This window comes from Globicatella sanguinis (genome assembly GCF_002847845.2).
Lineage (GTDB): Bacteria > Bacillota > Bacilli > Lactobacillales > Aerococcaceae > Globicatella > Globicatella sanguinis.
The window spans coordinates 207130-227092 of record NZ_CP126962.1 but is presented as its reverse complement, the minus strand read 5'-3'; the positions used below and the strand labels follow the sequence as shown (position 1 = coordinate 227092).

The 19963-nt window shown below is 34.8% G+C and carries 15 protein-coding genes and 2 riboswitches; of the genes, 11 read left to right on the top strand and 4 right to left on the bottom strand.

All coding sequences use genetic code 11. The features are described from left to right. Positions 1-76 precede the first annotated feature (76 nt). The 4 genes from CYJ72_RS00900 to clpB all read left to right on the top strand — a co-directional run bounded on the left by CYJ72_RS00900 (position 77) and on the right by clpB (position 6460). Positions 77-1651 carry an ABC transporter ATP-binding protein gene (locus tag CYJ72_RS00900; RefSeq protein WP_284630165.1) on the top strand — a complete coding sequence of 525 codons (1575 nt, stop codon included), beginning with the start codon at positions 77-79 and terminating at the stop codon, positions 1649-1651. After that, positions 1635-2681, top strand: coding sequence for an ABC transporter permease (locus CYJ72_RS00895; RefSeq protein ID WP_284630164.1), 1047 nt, complete (start codon positions 1635-1637; stop codon positions 2679-2681). The genes CYJ72_RS00900 and CYJ72_RS00895 overlap by 17 nt, the downstream gene beginning before the upstream one ends. A gap of 13 nt (positions 2682-2694) precedes the next feature. Then, positions 2695-3648 (top strand): ABC transporter permease, encoded by a 954-nt coding sequence (locus CYJ72_RS00890; RefSeq protein ID WP_066125289.1) that lies wholly within the window; start codon positions 2695-2697, stop codon positions 3646-3648. 202 nt (positions 3649-3850) lie between these two features. Beyond that, entirely contained in the window at positions 3851-6460 is a 2610-nt protein-coding gene (gene clpB / locus CYJ72_RS00885) for an ATP-dependent chaperone ClpB (RefSeq protein ID WP_071408746.1), read from the top strand. Between the two features lie 174 nt (positions 6461-6634). Here clpB and CYJ72_RS00880 read toward each other — a convergent pair whose 3' ends face one another. Then, on the bottom strand, positions 6635-8008 hold the full coding sequence (locus tag CYJ72_RS00880) for an alanine/glycine:cation symporter family protein (RefSeq protein WP_284630163.1): 1374 nt from the start codon (positions 8006-8008) through the stop codon (positions 6635-6637). Between the two features lie 133 nt (positions 8009-8141). Continuing rightward, positions 8142-8228, bottom strand: a riboswitch (glycine riboswitch). A 183-nt stretch (positions 8229-8411) separates the two neighbouring features. Between CYJ72_RS00880 and CYJ72_RS00875 the strand changes: the two genes are divergently transcribed. Continuing rightward, a complete protein-coding gene (locus CYJ72_RS00875) occupies positions 8412-9854 on the top strand; it encodes an FAD/NAD(P)-binding protein (RefSeq protein WP_284630162.1) in 1443 nt (480 codons plus the stop codon). A 101-nt stretch (positions 9855-9955) separates the two neighbouring features. Beyond that, positions 9956-10077: riboswitch (FMN riboswitch) on the top strand. Between the two features lie 135 nt (positions 10078-10212). Then, positions 10213-10830, top strand: coding sequence for an ECF transporter S component (locus tag CYJ72_RS00870; protein ID WP_284630161.1), 618 nt, complete (start codon positions 10213-10215; stop codon positions 10828-10830). Here the strand turns inward: CYJ72_RS00870 and CYJ72_RS00865 are convergent. Further along, positions 10805-11005 carry a ferredoxin gene (locus CYJ72_RS00865; protein WP_284630160.1) on the bottom strand — a complete coding sequence of 67 codons (201 nt, stop codon included), beginning with the start codon at positions 11003-11005 and terminating at the stop codon, positions 10805-10807. The genes CYJ72_RS00870 and CYJ72_RS00865 overlap by 26 nt on opposite strands. A 169-nt stretch (positions 11006-11174) precedes the next feature. Between CYJ72_RS00865 and CYJ72_RS00860 the strand changes: the two genes are divergently transcribed. From CYJ72_RS00860 to CYJ72_RS00840, 5 genes are all read left to right on the top strand, one after another. Further along, positions 11175-11798, top strand: a complete 624-nt coding sequence (locus CYJ72_RS00860) for a LysM peptidoglycan-binding domain-containing protein (protein WP_284630159.1) — start codon at positions 11175-11177, stop codon at positions 11796-11798. 141 nt (positions 11799-11939) lie between these two features. Next, complete coding sequence (locus CYJ72_RS00855) at positions 11940-13820, top strand: acyltransferase family protein (RefSeq protein ID WP_284630158.1); 1881 nt, start codon at positions 11940-11942, stop codon at positions 13818-13820. A gap of 408 nt (positions 13821-14228) precedes the next feature. Continuing rightward, on the top strand, positions 14229-16121 hold the full coding sequence (locus tag CYJ72_RS00850) for an ABC transporter substrate binding protein (protein WP_284630157.1): 1893 nt from the start codon (positions 14229-14231) through the stop codon (positions 16119-16121). Then, a complete protein-coding gene (locus tag CYJ72_RS00845; RefSeq protein ID WP_284630156.1) occupies positions 16121-16906 on the top strand; it encodes an ABC transporter ATP-binding protein in 786 nt (261 codons plus the stop codon). The genes CYJ72_RS00850 and CYJ72_RS00845 overlap by 1 nt, the downstream gene beginning before the upstream one ends. Positions 16907-17534: 628 nt before the next feature. Further along, positions 17535-17723 carry a hypothetical protein gene (locus CYJ72_RS00840; protein ID WP_071408738.1) on the top strand — a complete coding sequence of 63 codons (189 nt, stop codon included), beginning with the start codon at positions 17535-17537 and terminating at the stop codon, positions 17721-17723. An 863-nt stretch (positions 17724-18586) separates the two neighbouring features. Here CYJ72_RS00840 and CYJ72_RS00835 read toward each other — a convergent pair. Both CYJ72_RS00835 and CYJ72_RS00830 read right to left on the bottom strand, forming a co-directional pair. After that, positions 18587-19150, bottom strand: a complete 564-nt coding sequence (locus CYJ72_RS00835) for a DUF3267 domain-containing protein (protein WP_284630155.1) — start codon at positions 19148-19150, stop codon at positions 18587-18589. 139 nt (positions 19151-19289) lie between these two features. Continuing rightward, positions 19290-19898, bottom strand: coding sequence for a nitroreductase family protein (locus CYJ72_RS00830; protein WP_284630867.1), 609 nt, complete (start codon positions 19896-19898; stop codon positions 19290-19292). Positions 19899-19963 lie beyond the last annotated feature (65 nt).

The window sequence follows — 19963 nt, the reverse complement described above, 5'->3', positions numbered from 1 at the left end:
ATAGCCATTATTTAATAATTATATTAAAATATAGATGATGTAAATTATTATTACTATCAGAAAGTGAGGTTTCCAAATGACTGAAGTTAACTATCCAGTTATTGAGATGCGTGACATTACCAAACAATTTGGTGACTTTTATGCAAATAAAAATATTAATTTAGAATTGCGTAAAGGTGAAATTCATGCATTATTAGGTGAAAATGGTGCTGGTAAGTCAACATTAATGAATATGTTGAGCGGTTTGTTACAACCAACATCCGGTCAAATATACATGCATAATAAACCCGTAGAGATTGTCGATCCAACAACGGCTAATCGATTAGGAATCGGAATGGTTCACCAACATTTCATGTTAATTGAAGACTTCTCAATTGTTGAAAATATTATCCTTGGTAGTGAACCCAAAAAATTTGGAATTATTGATAAGCAATCCGCAAAAGAAGAAATTTTAGAGTTATCGAAACGTTATGGTTTGTCAATTGATCCTGATGCTAAAGTAGAAACCATTAGTGTGGGGATGCAACAACGTGCAGAAATTATTAAAACATTATATCGTGGTGCAGATATTCTAATTTTTGACGAACCAACAGCTGTATTAACACCGCAAGAAATTGATGATTTGATGTTAACTTTAAGAGCTTTAGCTGATGAAGGTAAGTCAATCATTATTATTACCCATAAATTAGATGAAATTAAAAAAGTAGCCGATCGTTGTACAGTAATTCGTCGTGGTGAATCAATTGATACTGTCGATGTAGCCACAACGACTTCTAAAGAACTAGCGGATATGATGGTAGGCCGTTCTGTTAATTTCAGAACTGAAAAAACAGAAGCTAATCCTAGCGAAGTGATGCTAGCAGTTGAAAATTTAGTAGTGAAAAATGAACGAGGTTTAGATGCCGTTCGTAATTTATCTTTCACTGTCCGTAAAGGAGAAATTGTCGGAATTGCCGGTATTGATGGCAATGGGCAAACAGAACTTGTGTTAGCTTTAACTGGATTAATGCCAATAGATTCTGGAGCAGTTCATTTTAAAGGGGAAGAAATTAACAATAAATCAACCCGTGAAATTACTGAAATGGGCATGGCTCATATTCCTGAAGACCGTCATAAATATGGACTTTCATTAGAAACAAAATTAGAAGATAATTTCGTGTTACAAGAATATTATAAAAAACCTTATTCACAAGGCGGCTTCTTAAACTTTAAAGAAATCAATCAAAAAGCATTGCGTTTAATGAAAGAATATGATGTTCGTGCGGCTTCTGAAAAAGTTCCAGCTCGTGCCTTATCAGGTGGAAACCAACAAAAAGCAATCATTGCTCGTGAATTAGATTTAAAACCGGATTTACTCATTGCCGCTAATCCAACGCGTGGATTAGACGTTGGGGCGATTGAATATATTCATAAAGCATTAATCCAACAACGTGATCAAAATAAAGCTGTGTTATTAATGAGTTTTGAATTAGATGAAATATTAAATGTTTCAGATCGCATTATTGTCATGTATGATGGTAAAATTATCGCTACCTTAGATGCGAAAGAGACCAATGAACAAGAGATTGGTCTAATGATGGCAGGAACAAGTTATGATGAAGTATTAAGATTGCGTGAAGAAGGCGGTGTAAACAATGAACAAACAGTTTAGAAGTATTTTAGTTCCCATATTAACTGTCTTCATTGGACTTTTCTTTGGAGCGTTAATCATGTGGGCTTTCAAATTTGACGCGATTGCTGGTTATAAAGCACTTTGGACAGGTGCAGCGGGTTCACCCTTTAATATTGGACAATCATTAAGAGCAGCCACTCCCTTAATATTTACCGGGTTAGGTTTTTCAGTAGCTTATACAGCTGGATTCTTTAATATTGGTCTTTCTGGTCAAGCATTAGCTGGATGGCTAGCTTCTATTTGGGTGGCTTTAGCCTTACCGGATGCACCTAGAATGATTGTCTTACCATTAGCCATCATTGCTGGAATGATTGCAGGTGCGTTTTGGGCTGCGATTGCCGGGGTATTAAAAGCTTACTTTAATACCAGTGAAGTTATTGTGACTATTATGTTAAACTATATTTCTGTTTATATTAGTGACTATTTGGTACGAAATGTGTTAACTAATAAAGGTGATGTAACGCCTCAAATTGGTGACAATGCCACATTACGTGCACCTTGGTTAAGTGAATTAACAAAAGGATCAACCTTACATACAGGGATTTTCTTAGCCGTTGTTGCTGTTATTCTAGTTTGGATTTTTATGGAAAGAACGACCTTAGGTTTCGAATTAAAGACAGTTGGTAAAAACCGTTTTGCCGCTCAATATGCTGGGATGAATGCCAAATATAATATTATCTTAGCAATGGTAATATCAGGTGGTTTGGCTGGTTTAGGTGGCGTAATGAACGGTTTAGGTGAATTCCGTAATATTTTCTTGATGAACGGTGTAGCACCCGCTATAGGATTCGATGGGATGGCCGTTTCATTATTAGGTGGCAACCACCCTATAGGAACTTTATTTGCTGCCATTTTATTTGGTGGATTAAAAACAGGGGGTACGTTAATGCCATTAGCTGCCAAAGTACCATCAGAAATTGTTAATATCGCAATTGCATCCATCATCTTCTTTATCGGTTCACAATATATCATTACGTTCTTCTTAGATCGTAAGAAAACAAATAATTAGGGGGTAGAGTAGCATGGTAAATATGTTAGCATTAATTGTTTCGTCCACTCTTGTTTATTCAGCACCTCTAATTTATACAGCTTTAGGTGGCGTTTTCTCGGAACGTAGTGGAATTGTCAACGTTGGATTAGAAGGAATTATGGTAATGGGTGCGTTTAGTGCGATTATCTTTAACCTTCAGTTTGCTCAAACTTTTGGAAGTTGGACACCTTGGATTGCTACTTTGTTTGGTGGTTTAATTGGTGTATTATTCTCTTCTATTCATGCGGTCGCAACGGTTTCTTTACGTGCGGATCATATTATTTCAGGTACTGTATTGAACTTAGTAGCACCATCTTTAGGTGTTTTCTTGACGCGTGTCATGTTTGATGGAGCAGGGCAAACCGATTTTATCAAACAAAAATTTGGTTATTGGAGTGTACCACTTCTTTCAAAAATTCCAGTGGTAGGGAAGATTTTCTTTAGTCAAACTTCTCAACCAGCTTTTGTTGGGATTGTGGTAGCGATTATTTGTTGGTTTATTGTGTTTAAAACGAGTTTTGGTTTAAGATTACGTTCTGTTGGGGAACATCCTCAAGCAGCCGATACTTTAGGTATTAATGTATACAAAATGCGTTATCTAGGCGTCTTATTATCTGGTTTAATGGGTGGTTTAGGTGGAGCGATTATGGCACAATCAATTAACTCACAATTCGCTATTACGACGATTACTGGACAAGGTTTCATGTCAATGGCAGCAATGATTTTCGGTAAATGGAATCCTATTGGTGCGATGTTGGCCGCTATTTTCTTTGGTTTTGCACAAAGTTTAGCGGTAGTGGGGTCACAAATACCATTTATTAAAAACATCCCTTCAGTTTATTTACAAATTGCGCCTTATGTCATCACCATCTTTGTATTAGTTGGGTTTGTTGGAAACTCTAAAGGACCAGCAGCTAACGGAACGACTTATATTAAATCTAAATAATATCTTTTAAATAAGTGGACAAAAGGCTAGGTCAGTTCATGACTACTTTTGTCCCTTTTTTAATTTAAAAATATAGTCAAAAATGGTCAAAAAATCCTTGACCTTTCTTAACCAAAGGTATATAATATAGTTAAGCTCTTAAAGAGAGCTACTTTTATAGGAAAAACTTACTGACTATATTTGACCAAAGGGGTGTTATTGAATGATTGAAAAAATGACAACAGCCATGCAAGAAGCTTTGGCACAAGCACAACAAATTGCGATGACAAGAAAACATCAAGAAATTGATATTCCACATTTATGGCGCATTTTTGTTCAACCCGATAGTTTTGCTTATAATTTATACCATGAATTCCAATTAAATATGGATGATTTCCAAAGAAAAATCGAACAAGAAATTGATAAGTTGCCGTCGATAACAGGAAGTAATGTTCAGTATGGACAGCAAATTAGTCAACGCTTATCGATGTTATTCCAAAAAGCTAATCAATTAGCACAGGATCAACAAGATCAATATTTATCGACTGAAATGGTAGTGTTAGCACTATTTGACCAAAAAAACAATCCATTAACAGAATATTTAATTTCAAACAATGTCACCGAAGCCAAGATGAAAGCAAGAATTGATAATTTAAGAGGAGGCGAGTCTGTGACTTCACAAAACCAAGAACAAACTTATGAATCTTTAGAAAAATATGCCACTAATTTAAATGAGGCAGTAAAACAAAATAAATTAGATCCAGTAATTGGTCGTGATGAAGAAATTCGTGATGTGATACGAATTTTATCAAGAAAGACTAAAAATAATCCGGTATTAATCGGTGAACCAGGTGTTGGTAAAACAGCAATTGTTGAAGGATTAGCCCATCGTATTGTACGTAAAGATGTACCAGATAATTTAAAAGGGAAACAAGTTTACTCATTAGATATGGGTTCATTAATTGCGGGTGCAAAATATCGTGGTGAGTTCGAAGAACGATTAAAAGCGGTATTAAAAGAAGTAACGAAATCGGAAGGTAATATTATCCTGTTCATAGATGAAATTCATACGATTGTCGGTGCCGGTAAGTCCGAAGGAGCAATGGATGCCGGTAATATTCTAAAACCAATGTTAGCTCGTGGTGAAATCCATTGTATCGGAGCTACCACTTTAGATGAATATCGTGAAAACATTGAAAAAGATAAAGCATTGGAACGTCGTTTCCAAAGAGTGTTAGTCCAAGAACCAACGGTGGAAGACACCATTAGTATTTTGCGTGGATTAAAAGAACGTTTTGAAATCCACCACGGTGTTAATATTCATGATAATGCTTTAGTCGCTGCGGCAACTTTATCTAATCGTTATATTACCGATCGTTTCTTACCAGATAAAGCGATTGACTTAGTCGATGAGGCTTGTGCGACGATTCGTGTTGAAATTAATTCGATGCCAACAGAAATGGATACTGTGAATCGTCGTTTAATGCAATTAGAAATTGAAGAAGCAGCGCTTAAAAAAGAAACGGATGATGCAAGTAAAAAACGTTTAGAATCTTTACAAGAAGAATTAGCTGAACTTCGTGAAACAGCCAATGAATTAAAGATGCGTTGGGAAGTAGAAAAAGAAGCGATGAATGAATTACGTGATAAACGTCAAGAAATTGATGATTTAAGACGTCAATTAGAAGAAGCAGAGTCCGAGTATCAATTAGAAAAAGCGGCTGAATTAAGACATGGTCGTATACCTGCATTAGAAAAAGAACTGAAAGAATTAGAAGCGAAACAATTAGGGCAAACAGAACGTCTAACACAAGAAAGTGTTACTGATGAGGAAATTGCTAAAGTTGTCGGTCGTTTAACAGGTATTCCCGTTACGAGATTAGTTGAAGGTGAAAGAGAAAAATTATTAAAATTAGATGAAACATTACACCAACGAGTAATCGGCCAAGATGAAGCGGTCACAAAAGTCTCAGAAGCGGTATTAAGAAGCCGTGCCGGTTTACAAAATCCTAATCGACCAATTGGTTCATTTTTATTCTTAGGACCTACAGGTGTCGGTAAAACGGAATTAGCGAAAGCTTTAGCTGAGGTATTATTTGACGATGAACACCACATCGTACGTATCGATATGTCTGAATATATGGAAAAACATACGGTCAGCCGATTAGTTGGAGCGCCTCCAGGATATATTGGTTATGAAGAAGGCGGACAATTAACGGAGGCAGTTAGACGTAGTCCGTACTCAATTGTCTTATTAGATGAAATTGAAAAAGCCCATCCAGATGTCTTTAATATTTTATTACAAGTATTGGATGATGGTCGTTTAACAGATTCAAAAGGACGGACTGTAGACTTTAAAAACACTGTCTTAATTATGACAAGTAATATCGGTTCACCATTATTGTTAGAAGGTGTTGATGAAAATGGTCAAATCGCTGAAGAAACTGCGAGCCAAGTTCGTCAATTGTTAAGAACACACTTCAAACCAGAGTTCTTAAATCGGATTGATGATACCATTATGTTTACACCATTATCAATGGATCATATGGGCGCTATTGTCGAAAAATTATTGATACAATTAAAAGAACGTTTAGCTTATCAAGATATTCATTTAACTGTGACGAAAGAAGCGATTGAATGGATTGCACGCAATGGTTATGATCCGATTTATGGTGCACGTCCATTGATGAGATTTATTACACGAGAAATTGAAACACCACTCGCTCGTTTAATTATTAAAGGCGATATTTTGCCAGGTCAATTGGTTACTGTCGACTTGATTGATAATCAATTGAATTTCCAAGCTAAAGACACAGTTGTTACAGAAAACTAAACAAGAGTCTAATCCTTGTATATAAATATTATAGTGACTCATTGAAGAAAAATTGATTCCTAGTTAAATCTTAAAAATTAAACGATTAACTTAGGAATTCGTATAAAAACTTGACGCAAACAGCTTGCATCATAACCTCTATGGCAGGTTATGTAAGTTGTTTGCGTCTTTTATTTAGTAATACTTTATTGGTTCTAATCGAGTTACATTATTATATTGTTTTGCTTTAACATAAGCTCGAGTTTCATTGATGATAATCGGCGATAAGGCAATCAGTGAAATAAGATTGGGAATGGCCATTAACCCATTGACGATATCAGCAATAATCCATACTAAGTCTAAATTTAAAAACGAACCGATAAAGACCATGGAAACAAAAAATAGATGATAATAGCGAATATATTTCAAACCAAATAAAAATTCAAAACAACGTTCACCGTAGTAATTCCATCCTAAAATGGTAGTAAAGGCAAATAAAGATAAACTAATGGTCAAAATGAAGGTACCGTATTCACTAAAATAAGCATTAAATGCATATTGTGTCATACTGGCTCCACGGAACTCTGTTTGCCAAGCACCGGTAATAATTAAGACAATACCTGTTAAGGTACAAATAATGATTGTGTCGATAAACGTTCCTGTCATTGAAACTAAACCTTGCTCAACCGCAGAGTTTGATTTTGCTGCAGCACTGGCAATCGGCGAACTACCTAATCCCGATTCGTTTGAAAACACACCACGAGCAATACCGTTCTGAATGGCAGCTTTCATAGTAGAACCGACAAATCCACCCGTAGCGGCCGTTTTAGTGAAAGCAGATTGAATAACAAGTAATAAGCTATCATCTAATAACTGCCAATTGGCTATAATGATAAAAAGACATGCTGCAATATACAAAAGAGCCATAAAAGGGACGATAAAACTAGCGACTTTTGAAATAATCGTAATACCATCAAAGACAATTAGCATGACTAACAAGGCTAAAATAAAACCCGTAAGCAAGTTTGATAGCGCAAATTGATTGTGGAGCGCTTCTGTAATGGCATTGACTTGTGTGAAAGTTCCAATACCAAAAAGCGCTACTAAGATACCACTAAAGGCGAACATCGTCGCTAATGGACGATATTTCTGTCCCATACCGTTTAAAATATAATACATCGGTCCGCCAGAAACATGTTGCTGTTCATCTTTAACACGAAATTTAACAGCTAACAGACCCTCTGAATATTTGGTTGCCATCCCAAACAGTGCTGCAAACCACATCCAAAATAAAGCACCAGGTCCACCGATAGCAATGGCGGTCGCTACGCCAACAATATTACCTGTTCCCACTGTACCTGCTAATGTTGTACAAAGAGCAGCAAAACTGGAAATATCGCCATCTGAATCTGTTTCATTTTTAAAGATTAAACGCAAACTATGGAACAATTGATTAAATTGTATTCCTCTTAAAACGAATGTTAAATAAATACCTGTTCCTACTAATAAGATTAAAAGGGGAGGTCCCCAAATAAAATCATCAATCATTTGAAATAAATCTACTACCATTCATACCACTCCTATTTTATAATGTTATTATCAATAAAAAAAGAGCAATAGATTTCTCTATTACTCCGGAATTGGTAAGAAGTTGTTATGGTATCATGTTATAATATAATAGGTATAACAAATAAACCATCAAAACAATTTCTCTGTCCTTTTGCCTGAGAGATTGAGCAAAGCCTTGCCCCTTCGGCGCCAAATTAATGGTCTCTCCAGAGTTCCGTCATTTAACAGTCTTACTTATTGCTAAGTACCTGAGAGTTTTGCTCCTTCGGTGGGGATGATCGAATCCACGCTCTTCTGCTAAATATCAACCGGTATTGATAATATAATGATAGCTTAGGCTATTTTGAAGAAAAAGTCAATGAGAAATTAAAAATCTATGAGAAAAAATATTAGGAGGCTATTAATGGAAAGAGTAGCGATTATTGGATTAGGTGTTAGTGGCTCGGGCGTCTTACGAGCCTATCAAAAAATAAAGAGTCAGGAGCCTTCATTGGAAATTGATATCCATGCTTATGATATTAATGAGCGAATCGGAAAAGGGATTCCTTTTAGTGAAGATTACTTGGGCGCATTAATTAATTCACGAAGTTATGAAATCAGCATTGATTATGAAAATATGGAAGAGTATTATCATTGGTTAAAAAACAATCCTGATTATCAACCATATGACTATACAGCCCGTTCCTGGTATGGTGATTATAATCTAGAAAAAACCAATGAACTGATCCAAGCATTGCAAGTAACTGTTCATCACCATATGGTTAAAACAGTGGACTATCAAAAGGGACAATGGGTCATCGAAGACGATAATGGACAAGTAAACTTATTTGACCGCGTCCATCTTTGTTGTGGAGAATTACCGGTTATCGATCATTATCAGTTATTAGGACAAAAACAATACATCCATAATCCGTATCCTTTAACTCAAATTAAAGATAAATTCACGGCTCAAGATCATGTAGCTGTCATTGGTACAGGATTAACCAGTATTGATATGATTAAATATTTAATTCATGAAACAAACGTTGAGAAAATTTTTGTCTTTTCAAAAAGCGGCTATTTTCCAACTGTAAGAGGCGATGATCAAGTTCCTGAATTTCACTATTTGACTGAAGAAAAAATGAATCAATTGATTGAGCAACGTTCAGGGTATTTGTATTTCGAAGATTTCCAAGAATTATTGTTAAATGAAATGAAACATTATGGTTTCGATCTAGATGAAATTATCGTTCAGTATTTTGCAACGGGTGTTAGGGGATTGAGGTTAACAATAGCTAACGCCGAAAGAGTTGGTAAATTACAAGCGATTGCTTTACAAGTTACCAATTTATTAACCACAGGATGGCGCGCCATGCGTCAAACAGATCGTGAACAATATGCAGCCAAATACCATAAATTAATTGTTAAATTAAGAAACCCAGTACCACCTTCATCAGCAGAAGAGATTATCGAAGCTGTTAATCAAGAAAGAGTGATCATTTTTGATGAAGTATCCGATATCGAAGCAATCGATAATGACGGTTTTGCATTGGTGTTAGAAAACCCAGATCATCAAAAGGTAGATTGGGTCATTAATACGACAGGAATGGTATTGAAAAATAAAGCAGATTTAACAAAAGATTCCTTATTATATCATTTAGTGAATCATGAATATGTTCAGATTGATGATTTTGGTGGATTATCAATCAATATTGAAACAGGCAATATTATTTCCCCTAAATTTGGCGAAATTGATACTTTACATGCTCACGGTATGTTAATCGAAGGGGTTGTTTATCAAAATAATTCTACGATTAAAATTCAAGAGTTTTCTGAAAGATTATTGCAGAGTATTTACTTTAACTAAAGATAATCAAGACGAAATATCTTTTCAAAATAAATTGAAATTTTGATTTTGAAGTAATTTGACAATTTTTTGAAAATGCTTTATAATTAAGTTAATAAAATAAAAGTCTTCAGGGCAGGGTGTAATTCCCGACCGGTGGTAAAGTCCACGAGCTAATGGTGATATTAGTTGAACTGGTGTAATTCCAGTACCGACAGTAAAGTCTGGATGGGAGAAGATGGATACGTCATTCATGTTTTTAAAACGTGTAGTGTATTTGCTGAAGATTTTACAATAGCAAGTATACTGCACGTCTTTTTATTTGAATAACGTAACCAATCCCTTTTAGCTCACTTAGAGACAAAAAGGAGAGAAAAAAATGAAAAACAAAAATTTGTTTTCGTTAGTACTGTTGGCGATTTTAGGTGCATGGGCAATCGTGTTGCGGATGTTTGATTTTCCGATTTTACCGGCCGCACCATTTTTAAAAGTTGACTTTAGTGATTTAATGGTCTTAATCGGTATGATGATTAAAGGACCTATTGGCGCAGTAGCTGTCGCATTAATAAGGGATTCAGTTAACTATATGATGAAAGGTGGGGAAGCAGGGCTTCCTATTGGCACCATGATGAGTTTTCTTGCTAGTATGGCGATGTTCTTACCGACACATTTTATTTTAAAACATACTGATCGTTTTAAACCAACTGTTCGTAAAATATTTATGAGTTTAACACTCATTTTAGGCTTAGTCGTTTCAATGGGACTATTTAATTATTTTGTAGCATTACCTATTTATGTGACGGTCATGAACTTTCCTATACCGGATATTACGGCCTATTTATTAAGTGTCATTATCCCATTTAATTTAATTAAAGGGGTCATTTTATCAGTGGGGCAATTAATTGTCGTTGAAAAAATTTGGCCAGAAATTTCAAAACGAAATATTGAATATGAAGATTATCATTTACCGATTAATTCTTCGAAGGTAACCATTTAATAGCCTTTGTAGGACAATCGTGAAGGGCACGCTCACTTGCGGCTTGTTGCTGAGGTGAGCTTTCTTTTTTTACAAATGCAATTCCCTCATCATTACAGTCAAAAACATCGGGGAAATTTAAAAAACATTTGCCACAGGCAATACATTTCTCTGGAATAACGTGTAATTGTGTCATATTGGGCTCCTTTTCTTAAAATAATATTACAATTTAGTATCAAATAGGTGTAAAATGCTTACAGATATGGTATAGTAATGTTATTATATCATGTGATGTATATTTAGTATATCATCAAACAGAACGCATACTTATGTTCATAATTGTAACATAAATAGGAGGAATTGTAATGACAACGGATAATGAAAATTCACGCCGTCCAGAACCCAATGAAACGGTTGACAAAGCAAAGGCGCCTTGGAACAATCGCTTTGGTTCTGATGAGAATTTAAAACAAAGAAAGTATTCAAGAACCTCTAGAAACCAACCTGTTAAAGAAGCGTCGAATATGTCTAGAGTTTTATTAGGGATTTTATTTTTAACCGTATTAACACCATTTTTATTATATTGGTTTGTTAAAGCTAATACGCCTACAAATAATAATACCCCTCAAACTGCTACTAGCGTGATGATTACGCGTAAATCAGAAGCGACGACCGAATCAAAAGCAGAAGAAGATACGACGACTAGTGGAACCTTTGTGCAAAATGGAAACAATGAAGGCGAAGAAGAGACGGTCGCTCCAGTTGATGTAAATGAGACAACAGCAGAAGTGGCACAAGTAACGGAACCACCAGTGACAGAAGCTGTTACGGAAGCACAACCAAGTGGACAAACTCATACAGTTGCAGCAGGCGAAACTTGGTATGGTATCGCTAGAACTTATGGGGTAGACGTGAATGCTTTAGCAGCAGCCAATGGGGTTACGACTGACTCACCAATTTATCCAGGAAATACTTTGGTGATTCCTTAATTCTTTTAATATAATTTAAATTTTCTGGGGCTAATAGTCCCAGTTTTTTTATTATATTTTTATACTTTTTTTAGCATTAGTTCATTGAAAATTCATAATAATATGATAGACTTAATTTTGTCATATGAGGGAGAGTGTCTTATGGATTTAGAGAAAAAGCAAGTTGCAGTAACTAAAAGAATTACGGGTCTCGATGGTTTAAGAGGATTATCAATTTTACTGGTTATTTTATATCATTTTTTCCCAAGAGTTGTTAAAGGTGGTTATTTAGGAGTTCCACTGTTGTTTATTTTATCTGGATATTTATTATCAAGTTTAGATACCAAAAAGTGGCATAGAGACCAATATTCGATTCTAAGATTTTATCAATCAAGAGTAAAAAGAATCTTTCCGCCATTATTCTTGTTTATTGGACTTATTTCATTATTTTGTTATTTATTTTTACCAAGATTATTAATTGGACGTACACCGGAAGTGATGAGTGCTTTTCTAGGCTATAATAACTTTTGGCAAATTGCTCAAAATGCATCTTATTTTGATCGAGTCACCAGTGCTTCACCCTTTACACATTTATGGTCTTTAGCGATTGAATTACAATTTTATCTCGTTTGGCCATGGGTATTTGTCATTTATCAAAAAGCTAAAGTACGAGGGAATGATTATCGGGTATTGTTTTTAATGCTGACGGGTATTTCGATGCTTTGTATGGCCTTTGGTTATTATAAGGGAGTCGATATCTCGATTTTGTATTATCACACCGCGACGCGTATTTCCGCGATTTTATTAGGTGTGTGGTTAGGTTTAGTGCGATCTAGTAAAATCACACGATTTATAGAAGAGTTTAGTGTTAATCGTTTGTATTTAACATTTGGTGCCATTTTAGCGGTCACAATTTTAGCGGTATTCTTGATGGATGGTCAATATCCTTCTACCTATTATATCGGACTTTCAATGATGACGTTTTTATTTGGTATCCTTTTAATTTTGGCCATTCAAAATCATTTACCATTTGGACGTCTGCTTGACAATCCAGTGTTAACTTATATTGGATCTAGAGGATATGAGTTATACCTATGGCATTATGCGGTCATGTTTATATCCAACTCGCTAAAAATTAAACCAAGTTTCATTAGTTTAACAATACAATTTTTAATCTTTATCTTATTAGCGGAGTTGTCATATCGATTAATTAATAATAAATTTAATTTCGTTAGTCAATGGTTTAAAGATGAAGCTGCGTTTCAGCAATATGTAAAAATGACGCGTAATGTACTTTATGGCGTATCTGCCTTAGGGCTAGCTTTACTTTTAGTCGCATCATCAAAAGCGGATGATTCCAAGAGTAAATTAGAAGCTGATTTGGCAGCTAATAGTGAGTTGTTAGCAAAACAAAGGGAGATAGCTAAGGAAAATCAATCAGCAGAAACGACGATTGACATGGTTAATGAAACCGAAACAACGGTTGCAACAACCGCTGAATCTGATGATGATTCTGAAGCTGAACCGGAAACAACGACCGTCACGCAGGACAGTGCAGATGTGACCCAACAACCGATTACTTTAATTGGTGATTCCGTTTTATTAGGTTCAGTAAAAGAAGTTCAAGCAGCATTTCCAAATGCATACATTGAAGCCGAGGAATCACGTCAAGCCTATGAAGTAGCAGATTTATTTAGACAGATGATTGCTAATGGAACGATGGCTAATCGCGTGGTAATTGCCTTAGGTACCAATGGCTACTTTGATATTAGCTTTGGACAAGAATTAATGGACTTACTTGGGCCAGACCGTGAAGTGTATTGGGTAACCGTTTATGGAGAATTTTTACAATGGGAGGCAAGTACCAATCAAGTAATCTATGAGCTAGCCAGTCAATATCCGAATTTAAAAATTATTGATTGGGAATCTCAAGTTAAAAATCATCGAGAGTGGATTATTGATGATGGCATTCATCCCGATTTTGGCGGACGCGATCAATACGCACGTATTCTAAAAGAAACCATTGAAACGAACCAGCCTTAGTTGTTAGAATGGTAAACTCATCAGTAGTAACGAGCTTTCTTTTGTATATGAAATTAAATCCTTTATCATAAAATTAAAATATAATGAAAATACCATTGACACTCTTTCAATCCGGTGTTATTATTAAGATAACATTTAGGAGAGGAGCTATAGAGTATGTTTTCAATTTTTTCAACAAAATCAAATCGCTGGCAAAGTTGGCATAGATAGGTTGTAGACTTGGAGAACATACTCCACGGATACAGCCCAGTTTAGACTGTTCTGTATCTATGTGGCGATTTTCAAGAGTTTACCACGTAGATGTACTGATATTACATACTATGTGGTATTTTTTTATGCTCGACAAGGGTCCCATAGTATGTGGGGCCAGTGTCGAGCTTTTTATTTTATAAGAAATGAGGAAAAAAGATGCGTAAACTTTATAAGTTATTTACAACACTGTTAGCTTTAACAGTTATGATGTCATTATCCATTAATATCCAAATCGCTTCAGCAAAAGAGGAAGCTAAAGTTGCTATTATTCAATTAGTAAGTCATCCTTCATTGGATCAAATTGTGTTGGGGATTAAAGAAGGACTGGCTGAAGGTGGGTATCAAGAAGGCGATAATTTAACCATTGAATTTCATAATGCAGAAGGGGATATGAATTTGCTTGGTTCAATTGCGGATACGGTTATTCATAATCAACCTGATTTAATTTTTGCAGTAACAACACCCGTTGCTCAAGCAGTAGCCGATGCAACTACGGAGATTCCTATTGTATTAGCAGGTATTACCGATCCGCTTGCAGCTTCATTAGTTGATTCATTGGACCAGCCAGGTGGCAACATTACCGGTGTTAGTGACGCTGTTCAGTTTGAGGAACAATTTGATTTAATCGTTCAATTACAACCAGAATTAAAAACTTTAGGTATGCTTTATACAACGAGTGAAGACAATTCCTTAGCAGAATTGAAAAAAGCTGAAGTCGTAGCAGAAGAATATAATATAGAAACAATCATTACGGGGATTGATTCTACACTAGATATGCAATTAGTCGCAGAAAATTTAGCTAAACAAGTGGATGCTATTTTTGTTGGTTCTGATAATTCCATCGCCAGTTCAATTGATACTTTATTAGATGTAACCGATAAAGCAGGCATTCCGGTATTTACGACGATTGACAGTTTTGTCGAAAAAGGCGCTTTATCAGCGATCGCCATTAATCAAAAATCCATTGGGATACAATCAGCAACGATGGGGATTGACATCCTAAAAGGTCAAAATCCAGCTGAAATGCCGATTCAATTAGTAACAAATAAACAACCTGTTTATAATTATGAAACGGCTGAAAAATTAGGCATTACGATTGATGAACAAGAAGAAAGTATGATTGCAGAAAATGAAGTTAACACAACTGCCACAACAAATAATAATTTTTCAATTTATTTTAATGCGATGTCTCAAGGAATTTTATGGGGCATTATGGGGATTGGTTTATATATAACATTCCGTATTTTACGATTTGCTGATTTAACGAGTGAAGTCTCATTTACCATGGGTGCATCAGTAGCAGTTGCATTAGCGTCTAGTGGCGTTCATCCATTAGTCGCAACAGTGATAGCGATTTTAGGTGGAATGGTTGCAGGGTATGTCACTGGACTTTTAATGACTCTGTTTGATATACCGTCCTTATTAGCTGGTATTATTACTTTAACAGGTTTTTATTCAATCAATCTCAGAATTATGGGCAAACCCAATGTTTCATTTAGAGGTCTAACGACCATTTATGACACCTTATCGGGATTATTCGCTTCAGATATATTACAAAGAACACTGATTGGTCTGGCGACAGTTGGGATTGTTATTCTCTTATTAGCCTTATTCTTTAAAACTGACTTTGGACAAGCGGTGATCGCAACCGGAGATAATGAAATAATGGCAGACGCATTAGGTATTTCAACCGCACGTATGAAACGATTTGCTTTAGTATTAGCCAATGGAATTATCGGTTTAAGTGGTGCTTTAATTGCTCAGGACAATGCTTATGCGGATATTTCAATGGGGGTCGGAACCGTGGTAGTAGCCTTATCATCGATAGTAATTGGCGAAGTATTGCTGAAAAATTTAACTTTACCCTTAAGGCTGTTATCGATTGTTGCTGGAGCAGTTATTTATCGTTTAATCCTTGTTTATGTACTGCAATTAGGATTTAATGCCAATGATTTTAAATTAATTTCTGCTACCGTTTTAGCGATTTTCTTAGCTTTACCTTCAATTTCTAAACGATTCAAAAATCTTAAGAAAGGTGGTGCTCAATAATGAGTCATGCAACGATTGAATTAAATCAAGTAACGAAACATTTTCAACGTCAAACAGGTGAACAAGTAGTTGGCTTAAAAAATATCAATTTAAAAATCAATGCAGGCGAAGTGATTGGCGTCATTGGGACTAATGGAGCCGGTAAATCAACTTTGATGAACTGCTTAACCGGTCAATTACCTATTGATAGTGGTGAAATCTTAATTGAAGGAGTCGCCATCCGTAAAATGAAGAAGCGTGATATTGCTAAAAAAATAGGGCGTGTCTTTCAAAATCCTCAGATGGGCACCGCACCACGAATGACCGTCTTTGAAAATTTAATGCTAGCTCAAAAACGAGGTGAACAACGAGGCTTTTCTCGCTCACTAACTAAAGAAAATTATCAAAAAATGTTGAAGGAATTAGCAGCCTTTAAACTAGATTTAGAAAACCGTTTAGACGTCCCCATGGAAAATTTATCAGGTGGTCAAAGACAAGCGGTATCACTGATTATGGCGACCATCCAAAAACCAGAATTATTATTATTGGACGAACATACAGCCGCATTGGATCCTAGAACTGCCAAGCAAGTGATGGCGATGACGCAATTGATGATCAAAAATTATGGTTTGACGACTTTAATGATTACTCACCATTTGCAAGATGCGCTTGATTATTGCGATCGTTTAATTGTGATGCATCGTGGACAAATTAGTCGTATTTATCAAAAGACAGAGTTGGCCTCATTGACCGCAGGCGATTTATACCAAACATTAGAAAATCTGGTCATCGAAGATGCTAAATAATGACTATATAATAGGAGTGGGCCATCGATTGATGTCTATCTTCCTTTCCAGCAGAGTAGGGATCAAATATGTCTATAAAATCTGCCATATGATACTTATTTGATGCCACTTAACCACTGGACTGATTAAACCAAATGGAACTATATGTTTTTGCCCAGCCCCATTAATACTATATATTACGATACTGGCTTAGTATTTATTTTAAGAAAAAATGATAATATCTATTTTAAAACGGAACATTATTGACAAAAAACATCGTTAATCCTGGATAAAAAAGTCAAATGATGAACAGGGCGGTAAATAAGACATGCTAGCTTTTACTCATTGGTTAAATGGAGTTTCTAATCATTTCCTTATTAAGAATCATCGTTTTTAATTGATTATTTAGAAATAATAAGAAAGTTATCATTGTTAATCAGATTGTGAAAAAACTTTTAATTAATAATGAAAATCTGATTAATATACACTTTGAAAACACTCGTATAAGCGCATACATTATAAGGTTAATCATCATTTTATGAAAATGAACTAAGGGGTTTTAAATCTAATCTTTATTGTGAAATATAGTGAAATATGTTACAATATAACTGTAGGTTGCATTAGATGTTTTTTTGAAAGGAAAAGGATCATGGAACAAAATACAGTGAAAAAACAACCCAAATTAATTATCCAAACAATGGCTAGAAGTTGTAAATACAAACCAGTAAGTTTCTTAAATACCGAAGAGGTTCAGGAAAATCGTAAAGTTTATACACCAAATGAAAACACGTCGATTATTGTAAGAAAAGCAAATTGGTTTGACAGATTATTTAAATAATATTACAAATACCGGGCAGAGACTTAATTTCTGACCGGTATTATTTTTATGTCTAATTTTAAAGATGAACTGGTATCAACAAAATTTTATAGATAATGATAGCTCATAGAATTTTGGAACAGTTGTAAATGCTATCTGAAGTATTAAATGAGGCATCACAGATCTTAACAATAATCAAATGATAAATGATTGAATCTAAATTTATCGCAACATAAAAAAATCACAAAAATAAATTCAAATATGACGACAGTTGTAGGAACAAATTATATCATTTGGATTATTAAATGGCATCGATAAAGATGTGTAATGAGCGTTGATATGCGATGTAGATTAAATTTGTTTAGTCAGCTGAAATTCAAATTACTGATGGAACAGTTCATTTAATAATATTAACCAGCTACCACAAACGACGTATATAAATGAATGCAATGATTGTGATTGTATGAATGAGATTGAATTATGGCTTTCATTGAATCGAAGTAAAAAAGCAACTATAAATGATATTTATAAATTAAGTTATAAATTATCACTACCGAAATGTAATGTATATTATGTTAACCCAGATATATTATTTTTCTGCATGACTCCCCACTCGTTCTTATGTTGTAATAATGTGGTCTATATGTCTAATACATCGTACTGTTTGTTGCAACTGTTTCATTAATTTGCGTTTTAAGATCTTTTCAAATATTAAGGTGGATGATTACCCATGAAACGACGTTAAATAAGGGATATTAATTTTAATGAAGGATCAATAACTTGCATCTTAAATCATAATTTATCATTAATTCTTCATATTCTCTCTTCATTTTAATAGAATACTTAAAAGTTTGATACATATACAGACATAAGTTGCTCCTAATTTATAAATACAAAATAATGCCTTTTTCAGTATCTTCGACCTTCACATCTTTTGGTGCTTTTAACAATTGATTTATTAAATAAAAATCCCCGATACATGTAGATAGATGAGTCGCCGTTAATATATCAAATAATGATGAATGAGGTACTACAATTGGAAATAATGCGATTAACGCTAAACTAATGATTAAACAAGGCATTAATGCAATAACTATAAATTGAGTGCGTGTATAGCGACTGCCGGGACTTGATGTGTACACCATTCCGGTTTGATAACCGAACTTAACTGTAGCATATGGATCAAATAGTTTAAAGAAGATACCATGAATCACTTCGTGAATGAGTAAGATAATCATAAAAAGAGCCACAAAACTAATCAGTTCAATAAAAATATGCTTAATATCTAATGGAATTGGCGCTTTACTAAACTGGTAAAAAGCTTGCATAATGCCGATGATCACTTGCAATATTATGACAGATGCAATAAGAATAACGAGTGAATAACGACTTAATTTCTTTAACGTTTTCTGGTCATCAACCAAATTAATTTCTTTCCATTTCTTCATTAAGCATTCTCCTAGCTATTTTTATTTTATTATATCAAATTATCACCCTTTTTTAAGCAATTTAACGATACTTTTGATTAATTATTTGAACTAAAAAACCATTAAAAGCACACTCTCCTGCTTCTAATGGTCTCAAATTTTAAGCTAAAAAGTTAATTTTAGAATTCACATCATAACGTGTTGAATCAAGGGGTTCTTCGCCTGGTTTACCAATTGAAATGGCCATAATAGGTACGAAACGTTCGATATCAAGTTCTAAAGTTGCAACTAAGTCTTTTGAATTATAGCCTGCCCATGCATTCGCTTCATATCCGTGTGCTCTAGCAACCAATAATAATTGCATTGCTAACATTGAACTGTCTAAGGTAGCATCTTTAATTAAAAAGTCGCGATCAGCTTTTTCATATAACGGTAAAAATGAATTGAAGATGGCGTCTAATTTCTCTTTGGTAATTTTGCCCTCTTCATACACTTTGGTCCAAACTTCGCGATAAACTTTATGTGAATGAGTATCGCCTAATATAAAGATTGTAACTGGTGCTGTTTCTAATTGTGGATAATTAAACGGCATCGTGATTGCTTTGACTTTGTTACGAGCTTCTTCATTATCAACGACGACAAAATGCCATGATTGTAAGTTACATGCGGATGGTGTGATTGTCGCTTCATCTAACATCTCAACGATTTCATCACGACTAACACTTTGACTTGGGTCAAATCGACGACATGAACGACGATTGAATACGATATCTTTATAGTCATTATTAACATAATCTTTTGCTAAAAATTTTTCTCTCGTGAAAACCCTTTCCT

Coding starts and splice junctions, on each gene's coding strand:
- CYJ72_RS00900 (WP_284630165.1), top strand. CDS start 77: ATGACTGAAGTTAACTATCCAGTTATTGAGATGCGTGACATTACCAAA.
- CYJ72_RS00895 (WP_284630164.1), top strand. CDS start 1,635: ATGAACAAACAGTTTAGAAGTATTTTAGTTCCCATATTAACTGTCTTC.
- CYJ72_RS00890 (WP_066125289.1), top strand. CDS start 2,695: ATGGTAAATATGTTAGCATTAATTGTTTCGTCCACTCTTGTTTATTCA.
- clpB (WP_071408746.1), top strand. CDS start 3,851: ATGATTGAAAAAATGACAACAGCCATGCAAGAAGCTTTGGCACAAGCA.
- CYJ72_RS00880 (WP_284630163.1), bottom strand. CDS start 8,008: ATGGTAGTAGATTTATTTCAAATGATTGATGATTTTATTTGGGGACCT.
- CYJ72_RS00875 (WP_284630162.1), top strand. CDS start 8,412: ATGGAAAGAGTAGCGATTATTGGATTAGGTGTTAGTGGCTCGGGCGTC.
- CYJ72_RS00870 (WP_284630161.1), top strand. CDS start 10,213: ATGAAAAACAAAAATTTGTTTTCGTTAGTACTGTTGGCGATTTTAGGT.
- CYJ72_RS00865 (WP_284630160.1), bottom strand. CDS start 11,005: ATGACACAATTACACGTTATTCCAGAGAAATGTATTGCCTGTGGCAAA.
- CYJ72_RS00860 (WP_284630159.1), top strand. CDS start 11,175: ATGACAACGGATAATGAAAATTCACGCCGTCCAGAACCCAATGAAACG.
- CYJ72_RS00855 (WP_284630158.1), top strand. CDS start 11,940: ATGGATTTAGAGAAAAAGCAAGTTGCAGTAACTAAAAGAATTACGGGT.
- CYJ72_RS00850 (WP_284630157.1), top strand. CDS start 14,229: ATGCGTAAACTTTATAAGTTATTTACAACACTGTTAGCTTTAACAGTT.
- CYJ72_RS00845 (WP_284630156.1), top strand. CDS start 16,121: ATGAGTCATGCAACGATTGAATTAAATCAAGTAACGAAACATTTTCAA.
- CYJ72_RS00840 (WP_071408738.1), top strand. CDS start 17,535: ATGGAACAAAATACAGTGAAAAAACAACCCAAATTAATTATCCAAACA.
- CYJ72_RS00835 (WP_284630155.1), bottom strand. CDS start 19,150: ATGAAGAAATGGAAAGAAATTAATTTGGTTGATGACCAGAAAACGTTA.